At 36.4% G+C, this 17,065-nt stretch carries 19 protein-coding genes; 8 read left to right on the forward strand and 11 right to left on the reverse strand.

Annotated features, from left to right (window positions below):
* The first annotated feature begins 138 nt into the window (after window positions 1–138).
* Window positions 139–1,092 (forward strand): calcium/sodium antiporter, encoded by a 954-nt coding sequence (locus AB1K81_RS15740; protein ID WP_412977631.1) that lies wholly within the window; start codon window positions 139–141, stop codon window positions 1,090–1,092.
* Between the two features lie 56 nt (window positions 1,093–1,148).
* On the opposite strand, the gene AB1K81_RS15745 is transcribed toward AB1K81_RS15740, so the two are convergent.
* From AB1K81_RS15745 to AB1K81_RS15775, 7 genes are all read right to left on the reverse strand, one after another.
* Complete coding sequence (locus AB1K81_RS15745) at window positions 1,149–1,751, reverse strand: alpha/beta hydrolase (protein WP_412977632.1); 603 nt, start codon at window positions 1,749–1,751, stop codon at window positions 1,149–1,151.
* A gap of 15 nt (window positions 1,752–1,766) precedes the next feature.
* Window positions 1,767–2,378, reverse strand: coding sequence for a flavin reductase family protein (locus AB1K81_RS15750; RefSeq protein WP_412977633.1), 612 nt, complete (start codon window positions 2,376–2,378; stop codon window positions 1,767–1,769).
* A gap of 16 nt (window positions 2,379–2,394) precedes the next feature.
* Window positions 2,395–3,333 carry a ring-cleaving dioxygenase gene (locus tag AB1K81_RS15755; RefSeq protein ID WP_412977634.1) on the reverse strand — a complete coding sequence of 313 codons (939 nt, stop codon included), beginning with the start codon at window positions 3,331–3,333 and terminating at the stop codon, window positions 2,395–2,397.
* Window positions 3,334–3,350: 17 nt separating this feature from the next.
* The gene (locus AB1K81_RS15760; RefSeq protein WP_412977635.1) at window positions 3,351–3,779 is read right to left on the reverse strand and encodes a MarR family winged helix-turn-helix transcriptional regulator; all 429 of its coding nucleotides are present in this window, start codon (window positions 3,777–3,779) and stop codon (window positions 3,351–3,353) included.
* A gap of 251 nt (window positions 3,780–4,030) precedes the next feature.
* Window positions 4,031–4,963, reverse strand: a complete 933-nt coding sequence (locus AB1K81_RS15765; RefSeq protein WP_412977636.1) for an aldo/keto reductase — start codon at window positions 4,961–4,963, stop codon at window positions 4,031–4,033.
* Window positions 4,964–5,058: 95 nt separating this feature from the next.
* On the reverse strand, window positions 5,059–5,814 hold the full coding sequence (locus AB1K81_RS15770) for an ABC transporter permease (RefSeq protein WP_412977637.1): 756 nt from the start codon (window positions 5,812–5,814) through the stop codon (window positions 5,059–5,061).
* Window positions 5,811–6,539, reverse strand: coding sequence for an ABC transporter ATP-binding protein (locus AB1K81_RS15775; RefSeq protein WP_412977638.1), 729 nt, complete (start codon window positions 6,537–6,539; stop codon window positions 5,811–5,813). The genes AB1K81_RS15770 and AB1K81_RS15775 overlap by 4 nt, the downstream gene beginning before the upstream one ends.
* Window positions 6,540–6,722: 183 nt before the next feature.
* Between AB1K81_RS15775 and AB1K81_RS15780 the strand changes: the two genes are divergently transcribed.
* Genes AB1K81_RS15780 through AB1K81_RS15795 form a run of 4 tightly spaced genes read left to right on the forward strand, consistent with a single transcriptional unit; the run spans window position 6,723 to window position 10,586 of the window.
* Window positions 6,723–7,268: a hypothetical protein gene (locus AB1K81_RS15780; RefSeq protein ID WP_412977639.1), complete on the forward strand. Its 546-nt coding sequence runs from the start codon at window positions 6,723–6,725 to the stop codon at window positions 7,266–7,268.
* A 22-nt stretch (window positions 7,269–7,290) separates the two neighbouring features.
* The gene (locus AB1K81_RS15785) at window positions 7,291–8,568 is read left to right on the forward strand and encodes an ABC transporter permease (protein ID WP_412977640.1); all 1,278 of its coding nucleotides are present in this window, start codon (window positions 7,291–7,293) and stop codon (window positions 8,566–8,568) included.
* Between the two features lie 18 nt (window positions 8,569–8,586).
* The gene (locus tag AB1K81_RS15790; protein WP_412977641.1) at window positions 8,587–9,471 is read left to right on the forward strand and encodes an ATP-binding cassette domain-containing protein; all 885 of its coding nucleotides are present in this window, start codon (window positions 8,587–8,589) and stop codon (window positions 9,469–9,471) included.
* Window positions 9,468–10,586 (forward strand): DUF2705 family protein, encoded by a 1,119-nt coding sequence (locus tag AB1K81_RS15795; RefSeq protein WP_412977642.1) that lies wholly within the window; start codon window positions 9,468–9,470, stop codon window positions 10,584–10,586. Before AB1K81_RS15790 ends, AB1K81_RS15795 begins: the two co-directional genes overlap by 4 nt.
* Window positions 10,587–10,692: 106 nt before the next feature.
* Here the strand turns inward: AB1K81_RS15795 and AB1K81_RS15800 are convergent, their stop codons facing one another.
* Both AB1K81_RS15800 and AB1K81_RS15805 read right to left on the reverse strand, forming a co-directional pair.
* Complete coding sequence (locus AB1K81_RS15800; RefSeq protein WP_412977643.1) at window positions 10,693–11,253, reverse strand: hypothetical protein; 561 nt, start codon at window positions 11,251–11,253, stop codon at window positions 10,693–10,695.
* Window positions 11,254–11,334: 81 nt separating this feature from the next.
* Window positions 11,335–11,934, reverse strand: a complete 600-nt coding sequence (locus AB1K81_RS15805; protein WP_412977644.1) for a hypothetical protein — start codon at window positions 11,932–11,934, stop codon at window positions 11,335–11,337.
* 156 nt (window positions 11,935–12,090) lie between these two features.
* Between AB1K81_RS15805 and AB1K81_RS15810 the strand changes: the two genes are divergently transcribed.
* The 3 genes from AB1K81_RS15810 to AB1K81_RS15820 are packed head-to-tail and all read left to right on the forward strand — an operon-like array spanning window position 12,091 to window position 15,389.
* Entirely contained in the window at window positions 12,091–13,368 is a 1,278-nt protein-coding gene (locus tag AB1K81_RS15810) for an ABC transporter permease (protein ID WP_412977645.1), read from the forward strand.
* A 21-nt stretch (window positions 13,369–13,389) separates the two neighbouring features.
* Window positions 13,390–14,274: an ABC transporter ATP-binding protein gene (locus tag AB1K81_RS15815; protein ID WP_412977646.1), complete on the forward strand. Its 885-nt coding sequence runs from the start codon at window positions 13,390–13,392 to the stop codon at window positions 14,272–14,274.
* Window positions 14,271–15,389, forward strand: a complete 1,119-nt coding sequence (locus AB1K81_RS15820) for an ABC transporter permease (protein ID WP_412977647.1) — start codon at window positions 14,271–14,273, stop codon at window positions 15,387–15,389. The genes AB1K81_RS15815 and AB1K81_RS15820 overlap by 4 nt, the downstream gene beginning before the upstream one ends.
* A 48-nt stretch (window positions 15,390–15,437) precedes the next feature.
* On the opposite strand, the gene AB1K81_RS15825 is transcribed toward AB1K81_RS15820, so the two are convergent.
* Together AB1K81_RS15825 and AB1K81_RS15830 are read right to left on the reverse strand one after the other, a co-directional pair.
* Window positions 15,438–16,382, reverse strand: coding sequence for an ATP-grasp domain-containing protein (locus AB1K81_RS15825; protein WP_412977648.1), 945 nt, complete (start codon window positions 16,380–16,382; stop codon window positions 15,438–15,440).
* Between the two features lie 112 nt (window positions 16,383–16,494).
* Window positions 16,495–16,911 carry a universal stress protein gene (locus tag AB1K81_RS15830; RefSeq protein ID WP_412977649.1) on the reverse strand — a complete coding sequence of 139 codons (417 nt, stop codon included), beginning with the start codon at window positions 16,909–16,911 and terminating at the stop codon, window positions 16,495–16,497.
* Between the last annotated feature and the right edge of the window lie 154 nt (window positions 16,912–17,065).

Consider the following 17,065-nt stretch of genomic DNA (forward strand, 5'->3'; position numbering starts at 1 on the left):
GGCCTTTAAGGCCGAGGCCGGTAATAGAGGCTTCCAGCCGCAGAGCAAACCACCAGTTCACACTGGTGGTTTTGATTTATGATGAATAATAAATGGGAAGTATTGAAATGATTAATTACTTATACAAAGGATGAAAAGATGGAATACATACTATTATTAATTGGATTTTTATTACTGATTAAAGGAGCGGATTTTTTTGTTTCCGGATCTTCCAATATTGCCAAACTATTAAGAGTCCCGCCGATATTAATTGGCTTGACGATTGTAGCTTTTGGAACGAGTTCTCCTGAGGCTACGGTAAGTATTATAGCTTCTTTAGAAGGAAGTGCAGATGTTTCATTAGGGAACGTTGTAGGGAGCAACATATTTAATTTATCCCTAGTTGTTGGTGTGGCCGCATTTATTTTTCCGTTAAAGGTTGAGACGGAGACAATCTTAAAGGAGATTCCATTCACATTATTGGCTAGTGGAGCGTTGCTGATCTTAATGAGTGATTTCGCCTTACAGGGACTAGATTCGAATTTATTAACGCGAAGTGATGGGTTAATCTTTTTGTTATTTTTATCGATATTTATGTATTACATCATCGAACTTGGTTTGAAAAATAGGAAGGAAAATACTTCTGAAGCAATTCCAAAAGACCTCAAGTGGGGTAAGAATATAATATTTACACTGATTGGTTTAGGGATGATTGTAGTTGGAGGGGATTTGGTAGTAGATAATGGTACGGTAATTGCGTACTCGTTAGGCATGAGTGAAACATTAGTTGGGCTAACGATTATTGCGATTGGTACCTCACTTCCCGAATTGGTCACCTCCATATCTGCAGCGTTAAAGAAGGAAAGTGAAATCGCCTTAGGTAATATTGTAGGGAGTAATATTTTTAATGTCTTATTTGTTTTAGGGGCATCAGCTGTAATCTCACCTTTGCCAATAAATGATAAGGTGTTTACTGATGTAGTCATTATGATTGCCTTAACATTCGTCTTATTGCTTTTTTCTGTAACACATTACAAAGTGGGGAAGAAAGAGGGATTGTTGTTAGCTTTGAGTTATGTAGTTTATATGATTTATATCATTGTTCGAAATTAAAAGAAGTCTTATGGGGGAGTACTTAGTTAGCCCATTTAAGACTTCTTTTTCTTATATTACAACCCTTTATACCATTCCTGAGCTGCCTTCACTTCATTAATAGTTAGCTGATGACCTCTATCTTCCCAATGTATTTCAACATTAGCACCGGCATCTTCTAATAAAGCTTTAAGATCTTCTGACTCCTGGGCTGGGCAGATTGGGTCGTTAGTACCTGCGGATATAAATACTTTTTTACCACTTAAGTTAGGTAATGTAATTCCTCTTCTCGGTACCATTGGATGATGCAGGCTACCACCGCGTAAGGCGTCTTGATAATGAAACATCAGGCTTGCTGCGATGTTTGCACCATTGGAGTATCCGACAGCTACGATATTGTTGCGGTCAAATGCATATTTCTCCGCAGCTTCATCTAAGAAATCATTTAATTCCTTAGTGCGTAAAATTAGGTCTTCTTCATCAAAGACACCTTCTGCTAAACGTTTGAAGAAACGTGGCATACCATTTTCTAAGACATTACCACGAACACTTAACATATTCGCTTCTTTATCAATCATTTCTGCTAGTGGAAGAAGATCTTGTTCTGTTCCACCAGTGCCATGCAATAATAATAGTGTTGGTTTATTGGGATTTGTTCCCTTTTGAAAAATGTGCTTCATATGAAAAGCTCCTTTTTATTTTGGCCTTTCGATAGAAAAAATTTCTCCGACTTTAGCATAGTTTGAACCTGCTAAACGACTAACAGCTGCTAACTTCTCTGGATTTATTTTCCCATCTTCATAGATATCTTCGTCAATATGGTAGGTTATGATTCTACCAATAATTAGCTCGGATCCTGGTTCACCATCAGTACCCTCTAATGAAATCATTTGTTCAAGCATACATTCAAATCTAACTTTCGCCTCCTGCACGCCAGGTACAGAGATTTCCTTACTTGGGACAGGGGTAAGGCTAGCTAAAGTAATCTCACTCTCATTTGCCGGAAGAGTGGCAGCAGTTCTATTTACGCTATTCACATTTTGTTCGTCCACTATGTGAATTACAAATTCCCGTGTTTCGGATATATTTCTAGCTGTATCCTTCATGATGCCATTCCTTCGCTGGATGGCTAAAGAAACCAAAGGGGGATTAGAGGAAACAATATTAAAGTAACTAAATGGAGCTCCATTTAATGTCCCATCAGCAGCTTGTGTTGTGACAAAGGCGATTGGCCTTGGGATGATGGATCCGACTAGCAACTTATAATTTTCTCGTTCTGTTTGGTTTTCTGGATGGAAGGAAAGCATTCTGAATACCCCCGATCTAATTATCTAAATTTCGAACTTCAATTGGGATTAAATGATCGTTTAGTTTTTCCCGGTATATTTCATATTGAGAAGGAAGCTTTAATTCCGTTCCCATAGTTTCGTACGACTCATCATGAGCAAAGCCTGGTGGGTCTGTTGCGATTTCGAATAAAATTTCTCCATGCTCTCTGAAATAAATGGCATTAAAGTAATTGCGATCACGTACTGGGGTCACCCCATAACCGTTATTCTCAACATGATTTTTCCAATCCAATTGATCTTCATCATCTGTTGCTCGCCATGCAATGTGGTGTACAGTTCCGACACCCATTTGTCCTCTGCCAGATGTCGTCCTTTTCAAATCAATGGTATTTCCTATATCTCCGAGAGATTTAAATCGGATGAGATCTCCTTCTTCACCGACCACTTTAAGTCCCATGACATCAACAAGTAAGCGGGCTGTTTCTTCTGGGCGGGCAGATAGAAGTGTTGCTCCTGCAAAACCTTTAATTGCCACGTCAGGAGTAACATCTCCTATTGACCAGTTATTGACTTCGCCTAGTACACGTTCTACTAACTCAAGCTTCAACCCGTGGACATCATCAAATGCAAGAATTGTTTCGCTAAAGCTTTCTGACTTAGTAAATGCAATATTAAATTTAGCAAGTCTCTTTTCCCAGAAGTCCATGGACCCTTCAGGAATAGCATAAGAAGTAACACCAACTTGTCCATCACCAATTTTTCCTTGATAAGCATCTGCCCATGGGAAGAACGTAATAATAGAACCAGGTCGACCACCATCATTACCGAAATAGAGGTGGTAGGTACCTGGGTCATCGAAGTTAATCGTCTTTTTAACTAATCGTAAGCCGAGCACACTAGCATAAAAATCAACATTTTCCTGTGGGTGACCTACGATTGCTGTAATATGGTGAATCCCTGTTGTCTGTTTCATCGTTAATCATCCGCCTTTTATTGGACTGCTTTTTGCCCAACTTGTTTTAATACTCTGATCAGAGTTTCTTTGTCTTCGTCTGAAATATCTTCGAATAAATTTTCGATAACTTGTTGATGCTGTGGGAAAACTTCATCCATCAGCTTTTTTCCTTCGTCTGTTATATGAATATAAACTACTCTTCTGTCGTCTTTACAATGGCTTCTTTCAAGCAACCCTTTTTTCTCTAATTTATCAATCACATAGGTAATGGAACCTGTGTTTATGAGTACGGCATCAGAAACTTCCTTCACGGTAAGTCTGCCTTTATGATAAAGTGCTTCTAGAATTTCAAAGTCAGAGGTACGCATTCCGTGATTGCTAATGTCATGTTTGATGACCTCTTGTAGAGACTTGGAAGCCTTCATTAGCACAACAAATGCTTTTAATGAAAGATTCTCGCTCATATTTACACCTTCTTATGTTTAATTTGATTATTATGAATTAAAACATCTTTAATTAAGTATATTTTATCTGGTAAGTCTGGAATTGTCAAATTAGCTTATATTAGCTTTAACTATTGTTGAGATTCTAAGCACATTTATTTTCTTAGCTAATATATATTTTATTTCTCTGCCCCCGGTTAATTGAAAAAAATACCCTGCCACTTAAAAGTGATAGGGTATTTCGTTTACCTTTGAACATGGTTGATACAATCTTATGAAAAAGTACGATCGATAGTTTCAATTTCGTCCTTAGATAATTGTACATCTAGTGTTTTTAGGTTTTGGATGACCTGTTCTGGTTTTTTGGCTCCTGGAATTACCGTATCAATTGCGGGCTGGGCTAAGTACCAGGCTAGGACTATGTTGGATACTTCTGTTTGCTTCGCGTTAGCAATTTCCTTTAGTGTCTCTACCTTTTGAAGATTTTGTTCAAATGCTTCACCTTGGAAATGAGGCATGTTAGCACGAAAATCGTTAAAGGTTGTTTTTTTCGTGTATCTTCCTGCAAGCAACCCGGAAGCAAACGGGAAATATGGTACAAAGGAGATTCCATGTTCTATTGTGTAAGGGAACAGGTCTTTTTCTGCTTGGCGATTCAACAAATTATAGTGACCTTGTAACACATCAACATATCCATCTTGATTTGCTTCAATTAACTGTTCTTGTGAAAAATTAGATACCCCAATGGCTCTAATTTTTCCTGCGTCTTTTAGTTCTTTTAATGCGCCAACCGCTTCGTATTTTGGTGTGTTTTTGTCTGGGAAGTGAATGTAGAATAGGTCAATATAGTCTGTTTGAAGTCTTTTTAAGCTTGCATCAACGGTTTCACGTAGATATTCAGGCGAATTATCAACGATTGTTTCTCCGTCAATAAGCTTTTGCGTCCCTTTAGTCGCGATAATAACCTCCTGGCGATTGCCTAATTCTTTCACAACCTCTCCGATGATTTCCTCGGAACGCCCCATGCCGTATGTAAATGCAGTATCAATAAAGTCTAGCCCTTCGTTAAAAGCTGTTTTTAATAAAGTTCTATTCACCTGCTCATCAATTTCTGGGTAAAGATTATGACCCCCAATAGCATTTGCTCCTAAACCAATAGGATTTACTACAAGGTCAGTTCTGCCAATTCGAATCTTTTTGGACATCATGACTACCTCCTTAAATTTCGTTATGTTTATTCTATTGGAAAACAAATCGTAAACACAAGTAAAGGGAATCCCGACTAGGATTCCCTATATTGTTAACTATTAAATTTCAAGAATTGCATTCGTTTATTAAATAAGGCTGGGTAAGATAAAAAACCAAGTGAAATACTCGTAACCACCGCAGTAGTTAATAGTAAAAACAGGATTAATAATTGAAATTGTACGGCTTGAACAGGATCAGCCCCTGCAATAATTTGGCCACTCATCATTCCTGGAAGTTGCACAAGTCCAATCGTTTTCTGGCTTTCAATTGTCGGAATAGTACTTGCTTTTATAGCTGTAGTTAATTGAGTATGAATGGCTTGTTTTGGTGTCCCACCTAAAGATAAAATAAGCTCGGTTTCATCCTGTCGATTCTCAACCTCAGCCGTAAATCTATTTAAAAACAAGATTCCAAGGACCATTGAGTTTCCAATAACCATCCCACTAATCGGGATAATGTACTGTGGTGTTGGTGGTACGATGTGTAGACCTAGTAAGATACTTTGCGTTAGTACTTCAATGAAAACGAATGTGACGATAAGCTTCCACGTAATTCCGCGAATAGAAGAGCCTTTTTTTCGAGCATTTTGAGTTGCAGCGCCTATCATTAGGAGAACCATGAGTAGAATGAATATAAAATGATCCGCATCAAATACATATTGCAGAATATATCCTACTGCAAGTAATTGTATGATAGATCTTACCGTTGCAATCAGGGTATCTTTTTCTAACTCAAGTTTTAATGTGCGAGATAAGAGAAGCGGGATTAGAACGAAAATAAGCGTCAATGCTAGTGTAAGATAGCTCATTCTATTTCCCCCTTAACAAATTCCTGAACCCGTTTATCTTCAGGGGACCTTAGCAGAGAGCTCTCTCCTGATTCAATTAACTCCCCATTCATCATCACCCATGTATAATGGCCAATTCGTAATGCTTGGTCTAAGTTATGGGTAATCCAAATCATGGTTGTCCCGTATTTTCGGTTTATTTTTTCTATTAGTTCCTCAATATCATGTTGAGACACTCGGTCAAGAGAAGAAGTAATTTCATCAAGTAATAATACACTTGGCTTATTCACCAAAGTACGTGCAATAGATAGCTTTTGTCGTTGTCCACCTGATAAATCCTTTGCACTTCGCTCGATCAAATCTCCCCCTAGTCCCACGTCATGCAATAATTCTTCCGCAAAATTTCTTTCAATGTGTTGGTCTTGTAGTGTAAGTGGCAGTTCTAAGTTTTCTAAGACACTTCCTTTAATCATGGTGGCACTTTGTAAAGCAATACCAACCTTTCTTCGCAATTCTATGGGGTTATATTCATTTATTAATTTTCCTTTAATAAAAATTTCTCCAGAATCAGGAGAACGTAATCCGTTACAAAGTTTAAATAGAGTAGATTTACCTGCACCTGAGGGTCCAACAAGTGTGGTGATTTTACCATCAGGAAAAGACCCTGTGATGTTTTTTAAAATATGTAACCCATCTGTAGAGTAATTTACGTTTTGGAATTCTATAGCAGCCTCAGCTTGATTCATGTCAGTCACTTCCTTTTGTGCTTTACTGTTTTAATGTTCCATATTAATAAAGATAACATTCTTTCTCCTCATAACAAGCTAATTAAATGGAGAACAATATTTCAAAAATATTAAGATTATGTTACTATTTTTTAAAAGGTTCAGAATATAACTAAATGCCAGTTAATTATGGGAGTGTTTAAAGTGAAAAAATGTTACCTTTTTCTCTTGTTTATCATAGTAGTTACTTTGGTCGGATGTGCGGAAAACCCAGCATTAATAGGATTGAATGAAGAAGTCCAAGAGTCACCTGATGGTAATGAAAGTGAACCTGCAGTTGGAGAGAGTCACAGTGTGAGTGGACCTCCAGATGTTCATGTAGGAATAGATGAAGAGTCAACGTTGGTCGTTCTCGATGTTTGGTGTTGGAAAGAGGAAAGCCTTTGTAATTTAGAGCCAAATCCGCCACAAGAACAGTTGTATGGGTCACCGCCTTTACGTGTAAAGCCGGGTGAGGAATTTAGCTTTGCAATAGCCACCACTGGGATACCCGAATCCGATCATATTTACTCTCCTGATGAAATTGAATTAACGCAGATTAGGTTAAGTGAGGAGAATGAAGTAGAAGTTAATAATAGTAACATAACCGCCCCTATGGAAAAAGGTAGATATTATTACTCCATGAAACTGAAATGGGACGGTGATGTAGTAGGTCAGGCTTACTATGTATTTGGGATCATTGTGCAGTAATTAGAATTAAGGGGGTGATTTTTTGTTAAAGCTAATCTTATTTGAAATAAAGAAGGTGTGGAATACCACCTTTTTTCGCATATTATTGGTGGCATTACTCGTATTTTTTATTGCATATTATGTATTTGTTTATGTCAACACAACTCGTGTTGAGGATGAAATTAAACCATTAAAAGAGGACATTCAAAGTACGGAACAAGCACTTGCAGAAGAAAGAATTGCCTTAGAATCTGCTGAAGGTTCAGAGGTGGAAGCAATTGAAGAATCTATCGAGTTTTATGAGAACTGGTTAGCAGATAGACAATCAAAAGTAGAATTATTAGAAGAAGAAAATTGGAATGAAATTCTACAGATAGAGATTAAGGATACTGAACCTCAAATTGGTACAATGCTTTATCAGAATGAGACCCATACTTATACACATCCGACCTTATTTACATTAGAAACTTATGTAGCGATGAGTAAATGGATGCAAGAAAGGAATATTACACCTCTATTGCCGTGGGATAGATATTTTTCATATATGACATTGTACGATAGAGAAGTTAGAAGTACTAGTGCAACAGATGCTGAAAACATCATGGAATATATTAAAGAAAATAGTAACAAATACTCATCAACAAGTATTCATTACCTTTTCCGATTGTTAGGTCTATTGTTCAGTTTTATAGGCGTAGTCTTCTTCCTTTTCTTATTTGGAGATATCGTTACAAAGGAAGGAATAGGGAGGAATGGGCCGATCCATTTATTGCAAACTCAACCAATCGGACGACATAAAATTATAGCTAGCAAATATTTAACAACAATTTTAGTTAGTTTCTTCCTATTGATAAGTGCCGTTGTCTTTTCGGTTGTAGTTGGTAGTATTTTTGATCGATTTGGTGACTGGCATTATCCAGTAGTCATCTATGGGGAAGAAAGAACATTTACGCTAATGAGTATGGGAGTGTTAATAGTTAAAGCAATTGGAATGTTTCTATTAATTCTATTATTCTCCTACTCTATTCTATTTCTATTTTCCATCTTAACTAAACGTGTATTGGTGGCAATAGGATTAACCCTGGCAACATTGTTTATTGGGATTAAATTGAGCGAGGAATTAGTAACCTCGGGCTTTGCACACTTCATTCCATTTCAATATTTTTCCGTTTTTGATGTTTTAACTAACGAATTAGCATTAACCTTAGAGAATTTTAACCTCACCTATACGAACGGATTGATTTCGTTAAGTATTGCTAGTTTGATCCTATTCGTTGTAACGTATGTTATCTCTATTGTTCAAACTAAAATTGGTAATTAAAGAAAGGGGAGTGGTGACGTGATTGTAGAGGTAAATAATTTAAAGAAACGGTATAAAAAACAAATGGTGCTAAAAGGAATCGACATTCAAGTGGAGGAACCACAGATTATCGCATTGGTTGGTCCGAATGGTTCTGGGAAAACTACTTTACTCAATTGTATGACAAATCTCCTTTCTTTTCAGGAAGGAGAAGTTAAGCTATTAGGGAAAAAACAAACAGATGCTTCGATATTTCGTGATGTATCCTATTTACAGGATAACCGTATCCTTTATGGAAATCTAACTGGGTATGATCATTTGAAATTTATTTGTAGTGTGCAAAAAATAGATATTTCTAAGATTAAAGAGGTTGCAGAACGGGTTGGGATGGAAAAATATTTGAAAAAGCGTGTTCGTAATTATTCTCTTGGAATGAAACAGCATTTGTTACTGGCTATGGTAATTATTAATGAGCCAAAGCTTTTACTAATGGATGAACCACTAAATGGACTGGACCCAACAAGTGCGATTAATATGCGTAAGATTTTACTAGAATTATATGAGGAAGGAACTACCATTATCGTATCCTCACATAATTTAGATGAGATTGATCGATTAACGAATACAATTTATTTCATGAAGGACGGTGCTCTATTAAAAGAATCACTTCAAGATATTTCATCAAAAAAATACCTTATTACAGTGAATGACATAGAAAAGGCTAAAAGGGTATTACACGAAAAAGTAATTCCTTTTACCGTAACGGATCAATATCAATTAGGATTTGAAGAAACAGATGTGGATCTGCAAAGTTTCATTAATAGTTTAAATGACAATGCTATTACGATTAAAGATATTGAAGTGCAAAAAGTAGGCGCTGAAAAGCGTTATCGTGAATTGTTTGAAGAGGAGCTTTCCTCATGAAACTGCTGTCATTTGAACTTAATAAGATTTTGTTTAGCAAAAAGTTCGTGTATATATTACTTGGAATAGTGATTGGTGTAGCTTTTTTAATGGCGCGAAATATTATTTTTGAATCGTATATAGAAAAGGATGCTAGTGAACGGATCGACGAGCTATTAGAGATTAATTTTGCTAATGCAAAGATTCACCAAGCCATCCTTGATAATGACCCTGATAACGAAGAGGAAGCAGAACTCAGGCGTTTGAATAGTGCTATGGTAAACAATCTATATGAAACAAGGAATTTTCTAGCTCCAAATCAATTTCGGGAAAAACTAAGACTAGAGAATGAGTATTATTCAATTGCAAAAGAGTATAAAGAAAAAGGTGGGGAGCACACGATAACCTTTCAGGAAATTTCCCATTCCTTAGCATTAAACGAAAAGCTGCTCGACTCTGATATTCCACCCGAACATGAAACGTATAGTAGAGCCTTTCCGAATTTTATTAAACAGGTAGTCGATTTGTTCGTTAATTTGGGAGTCATTATTATTTTCTTATTATTAATCGGAGAAATTATGTCTTCGGAATTTGAGAATAGAACTATCAATTTATTGTTTACTCAACCATTGAAACGTACACAAATAATTACAAGTAAATTCTTTAGTTCCATTATTCTTTATGTCATCACAACCTTATTTTTATTAGTAGTAACCGCCATAATTGGGTATGTTTTTGGATATCAAGGGACATTTAACTATCCTATTTTAATGGAAGTCAATCAATCGATAGAATTTTTAACAGTAGCAGAGTATATACAGATAGCACTTACGGTAGTTTCTATAAGTGTAATCATGGTGGTTTCTCTTTGTTTATTGTATAGTTTGTTCTTCAAACATACATTAGCTACACTCTTTAGTATCTTGGTTACGTTATTGCTTGGTTATGGATTAACTACATTCATCACATGGGGACCGTTCGCTTGGTTTAACCCATTCCAGTATTTACTTCCGGAAGAGATTATCCTGTTTCAAAATGGACGGGTCTGGTATCAAGGAATACCAATTATGATTATCCTTACGCTTGTCTTTTATTTCGTTGCTAGGCAGATGGTGAAGAATAGTAAAGTAGAATAAATACGAGAAGCAGTTCAGACTTCTTTTAGAGGAATGAACTGCTTTTGCCCTAATGCAAAAGAAAAAAGCCACTTACTTATAAGTGACACAAATAATTTATTAATTCTTATTGATGCACTGCAAGTGAAAATGCATAATGTGCTTCTCCCTTTAAGCTATCGGTCCATTTTAAAGTAACAGAGTAAAAATATCTTCCAGACTCAGTAGGGGCTATTATTTGATTATTTTTAACCTCAATCATTTTTTCTTCGCCCATTCTAATTTGCTCAACTTCAATGGAATCAAAGCTAAATATTCGCCCGTCTGGAGATGAATCATTGGATGTCCAGGAAAGCTTAAATGGTTCTCCTTGTTTTATGGAAAGAGCTTTAAATCCTTGCAGAACTTCATTTGGTGGATTTGGAGTAATGTTACATGGTTCTCCAGATTTTTCCCAACACCACTGGTCTACCTTTCCTGCAGCGTCGATCCTTCCGTCATAGACTAAATAAAGGTCTGGAGGGGTAATTACTTTAAAACTTGTAGCTTCTGTTTGTTCTGGTTGATCTGTGGGTGATTCATTTTCTGATATATCATTCTCCGATGCCTCATCCGATTCGCTAGAACATCCAATTAAAATAATTGACATCATAAGCAAAGCTGAGATTAACCATACTTTCTTATTCATCGCTCTCCCCTTTCTATGGTCGTAAATCTATTATCTGTATAAATTTGACACTTATTTTAATAAGTGACAAATACATCCTTCCTATTGTGAACGAACTGACACAGAAAAAGCATAATGAGCTGCTCCTTTTAAATCGTTATTCCATTTTACAGTTAGCGAGTAATAATATCTTCCAGGCTCAGTAGGTGCTGTAAATTGCCTATTTCTTACTTCTACCATTTCTTCTTCTCCTAGTCTAATCTGTTTAAGCTCCATATCATCCGGATTAAATAATCTACCGTCTGGGGTTGGACCCTCAAATGCCCAAGCAAGACTAACTATTTCTTCAGGTATTGTAGAAAGGGGAGGGACGCCTGACAGGATTTCGTTAGGTGGCTTTGGGGAAAGGTTACATGGATCTTCAGATTCTCCAAAACACCACACATCTACTATTCCTGCAGTACCTCTGTCGCTAGATTCACTAGATAAACTAAGGAGTAAAGGTACAAGTGGTCTATCAGATTCGTCTTGTGATGGTTCCTCAGAATCTGCGATTGATTCATTCTCGGAAATTTCGTTTTCGGATTCCGATTTTTCGTTTTTAGGTGCCTGACTTTCCGATGCCTCATTCTCTTCGTTCGAACAGCCAATTAAGATTAGTGACAATAATAGTAAAGCTAAAATTAACGATACTTTCTTCATTGTTCTCCTCCTTTCATGGTTTTCAAAATTATTAAATTTATTATAGTATAATTTTAAATACAATTCAAAATATTGTCTACAATATGTTATAATACCATTAAAATGGAAATTAAATTCATAAAAAGTACGGTAATTAAAATAGAGGAAGGTGGTATCGTGTTTCGCTTGATTCAATTTGAAATCATAAAAGTATTTAAATCAACATTTTTTCGCTTGTTAATGTTGGGCTTTTTATTATTGCTTGTTATGTATTACATCTATATTTACATCAATACAACTCGTCTGGAGGATATTACACAATCGCTAGAGGCCACCATAAAGACGACCGAATCATATATCCAACAAATAGAAGATCAATTGGAAGAGTCTAACGACGAGTCAGAATCATCTGCTCTAAGAAGTGATTTGGAGTTTTGGCAAGAATGGCTGGAAAAGGACAAACACAAACTTGCTTTATATGAACAAGATAACTGGAATGAGCTTATGCAGCTTGAAATTATTAGTGGAGAAGAACTAATTGGCAAACTAGAATATGGTAATCAAACTCACACTTATACATATCCTACGCATTTTTCAGCGAACACATTTGTGGAGCGTAGTAAATGGATGCAGGAGAAAGAAGTAACACCAATACTTCCCCTTGATCTATATAGTTGGATGACCTATTATGATCAGGGAATTTCTAGTGTGGAGGGGATGGAGCCTGAGGATGCGATAGAACTTCAGGAGGAGAGAAGTACGGAATATTCCTCTACCGGAGTCCATTTTATCTATCATTTTTTTAATTTATTATTTGGAATTGCAGGTGCTGTATTTTTCTTGTTTCTTTTTGGTGATGTAGTAACAAAAGAAGGGCTAGGTAGAAATGGTCCGATTTATTTATTACGTACCCAACCAATCCATCGGGACAATATTCTAATCGGCAAATTTATAACGGTCATGCTTTTAACGGTACTTATTCTTTTCGGTTCTGTCGTGATTTCACTATTAATGGGATCAATATTTGATCGAATCGGTGACTGGGAGTACCCGGTACTAGTTTATGGGGAAGACCGTTCATTTACCTTAATAGGAATGGGGACGTATTTGATTAAAGCATCGGGGTTGTTTTTCATGCTTCTATTATTCTGCTATTCTATTTTATTCTTGTTCTCAGTCATTACGAGAAGGGTATTAATTGCTCTAGGATTAACGCTTGTCATCTTATATGTTGGGATTCGAATAGGGAGTGAAGTTGCAATATCTGGGATTGCGCAGTATATCCCTTTTCAATATTTTTCCGTTTCGAAAATACTCACGAATGAATTGGCTCTAAGTATAGAAAACTTTCAAATCTCATTTGCGAGCGGCATGGTTTCATTAGGGATATCCAGTTTAATTCTTATCTTGGTGACCTATATTATTTCGGTCGTGCAAGCGAAATTTGGTAATTAGAGAAGTGAGGGGGAGTGTATCATGATTGTAGAAGTAAATAATTTGAAAAAACGGTATAAGAAGCAATTGGTTCTAAAGGGAATTAATATTCAATTAGAGACACCTCAGATTATTGCCTTAGTAGGACCTAATGGATCAGGGAAAACTACGTTACTAAACTGTATGACAAATCTACTTGCTTTTAATGAAGGAGAAGTAAAACTACTCGGTAAAAAACATACAGATGCTTCCTTGTTTCATGATGTTTCCTATTTGCAGGACAATCGTATTTTATATGGAAGTTTAACAGGTTATGACCATTTGAAATTTATTTGCAATGTTCAAAAACTACCAACCTCTAAAATAAGAGAAGTAGCAAAGCGGGTTGGGATGGAAAGCTATCTGAAAAAAAGGGTTCGCAATTATTCTCTTGGGATGAAGCAGCATCTGTTATTAGCTATGGTAATTATTAATGAACCGAAACTATTATTATTGGACGAACCACTGAATGGTTTAGATCCAACAAGTGCCATTAATATGCGGAGAATTTTACTTGAGCTATATAAGGAAGGAACAACGATTATCGTCTCTTCCCATAATTTAGATGAGATTGACCGGCTAACGAATACGATTTACTTTATGAAAGACGGAGCATTACTGAAAGAATCGCTACAAGACTTTGCAACCAAAAAATATTTAATTACCGTTGATGATGTAGAAAAGGCGAAAACCATTTTGAATGAACAGAAGGTGCTATTTACAGTAAACGAGCAAAACCAACTAGAATTTGAAGAAAATGAAGTGGATATTCAGACATTTATCAATCAATTATATGAACATAATATTGCTATTCAAGATATTGAGAATCAGAAGGTTGGGGCAGAGAAGCGTTACCGAGAATTGTTTGAACAGGAGCTTTCTTTATGAGATTATTAGCTTTTGAGTTGAAAAAGATAATCTTTAGTAAAAAGTTCTGGTATGTGATGGTTGGGCTAGTGTTAGTGATAGCGTTTCTCTTTTTTAAAAATATTTTGTTTGAATCGTATATTCAAAAAGAGGCACGTCAGAAAGTAGATGAGCTGTTAGAAATAAGTTATGGGAATTCAAGGGTACATAATGCCATATTGAAAGATGACCCTGAAAATGAGGAAGAACAGGAACGTTTACTAATTAATAGTTCTATGGTAAATACGCTCTATGAGATGCGTTCCATGATTGAATCAGATGACTGGCAGTCTAAGCTAGCACTTGAAAATCAATATTTAAATAGGCTAATAGAATACAAAGAGGCAGAAGGAGAACATCCTCTCACTTTTAGAGAGATACATCATATGATCGCCTTAAATGAGAAGCTGATTGCTGAAAATATCCCGCCAGAACATGAAACATTCAGTATTGCCTTGCCGAATTTCATGAAACAATTGGTCGATTTGTATGTTAATCTAGGGGCAGTTCTTATAGTGGTGCTTTTGGTAGGTGACATTCTAGCTTCCGAATTCGAGAATCGGTCAGCTAATTTATTATTTACACAACCATTAAAACGAACGCATATTATTACGAGTAAGTTTTTAAGTTCCGTCATTGTCTACTTGTTAACAACCTTTGTGATGTTTATAGCTGCCTATTTTATCGGATTGTTCTTTGGGGAAAAAGGTACATTTGAATACCCTTTAATTGCCGAAAAGAATGAGGTGGTTGGATTTATGACAATATCGGAATACATGACACTATCGCTTCTGGTTACTACGGTTACAGTAGTTTTGATTATCTCGCTCTGTTTATTATTTAGCTTGTTATTTAAAAATATATTACCTACTTTGTTTGCTTTGTTGGTTATATTGGTCCTAGGTTATTTCCTAACTGTGTTTGTTTCTTGGAATCCACTCGCATGGTTTAACCCATTCCAATATTTACTTCCGGAAGAGATAATCCTATTCCAAAACGGCAATGTCTGGTATCAAGGGATTCCGATTATAATCGTCCTAACGCTTGTCCTTTATTTAGTTGCTAGACAAATGGTGAAAACGAGTAAAGTGGAATAACGATATAAGCAGTTCACTCCTCGTCATTAAGGAATGAACTGCTTTTTGTTATAGCTTTACAAGCCCTAAATGTCCACCAAGGTATTTCGCTAGCTCAAGCATTCCGTACTTACCAGCCTGGTTCTCCGCTTCCGAGTTATAGTTCGTATTTGTGTTCACATCATACGTATAGATTTCCCCGTTCTCACTTTTGATAAATTCTATTCCAGCAACCTGGATTTTATTTTCCTTTAAGAAATGCTCGTATTTAGCGATAATTGGGTCATTAAAGTCCTCGATAATTTGAAACTTCGGCTTATTCTCAACTTCTTCCCCAACCGGACAGAATAAGTCTTCAATAGTACATGCATCCGCTGGGCACAGCTCAAATCCTTCAGACGTATCCACTCGAACGGCGTATACAAATTTTCCTCCAACAAATTCACAACGAGTGATAAATGGTTCAGGGGCTTGGATATACTCTTGCACTAATGTTATTCCATCAACAGGCTTTTCAAACGTTGGGCCATTTACATAAGCTTCTAATGCTTCAATCGTATGGAAAAGTTGAACACCAAGACCCTTTCCTGCACGATTATGTTTCGTGATAAAGGGAGTCGTATTTAACTTTTTAGCTGCTTCTATGATCTGTTTCGTTCCAACAGCAGCTATTGTTTTAGGGGTTTGTATATTTGCGGCATTTAAGGCCATATATTGATTTACTTTGCTTACTTCAAGCCTAAGTGCGCGGGTTCCATTCACCACGTTACGACCATGACGTTCTAACCAAGCAAGTACTGCTTCCGTCAGCTCTGGTGCATAACGGTGATCTCTCGTATGAGATGATGCGCTAATCCGGTTATAGAAGACACCATCTGGCGGGATTGAGCTTAAGTCAACCATACCTTGATCTAGAAACCATTCCTCAAAAGGTAAGTTTAGTTCATCTAATCGTTTGGTGAGATGGTCAGTCCACTCGCTATTTTCGTGAATGATATAAATTTTGTTGGACATACTATACCCTCGCTTTCTCCTTTTGTTAATCTTATCCTACCAAATAACTCGGGATTAAGATATGTATATGCAAAGAATCAAAAAAACTCCCAGAAATGGAAGTTTTAATTTGTTATTTTACAATTAAGACTGGACTATTTGCTCGTTTCGCTACTTTATGACTAACACTACCTAACACCATTTCTTGGAAGGAATTTAACCCACGGCTTCCAATGACAATCATGTCATAGTCATGTTTATTTGCATGATTAACGATAGTAGGGCCAGGATCTCCATTTAAGAAAACGACCTCAAAGTCTATACCAGATTTTTTCGCTTTTTGAATTATTAGAGCGAGTTTTTCTTTCCGTGCATCTTCCGTATCTTTCCCCCAGTTATTCAGTACCTCTTCTTTAGAGTGCTTCGGATCCACGACATAAATAATATCAACTTTTGACTCCTGGCTAAGACTTGCAAGTTCAAAGGCTTTTTCGCCTGCTCGTAATGAATGGTCTGAACCATCTGCCGCACAAAGGATTTTTTTAAACATAGGAACGCTCCTCTACCACTCTATTTAACTATTGAAATGCTGAATTTCCTAATATTTACATAGGCTATTAGAAATTATTTTCTATTATAGCATATCCCTATCTAATTCAAAGATATTTTGAGGAAAATGAAGATAAGGTAGCATGTTTCCGCTT

Origin of the sequence: Ornithinibacillus jepli (assembly GCF_047228935.1) — a bacterium.
GTDB lineage: Bacteria > Bacillota > Bacilli > Bacillales > Amphibacillaceae > Ornithinibacillus.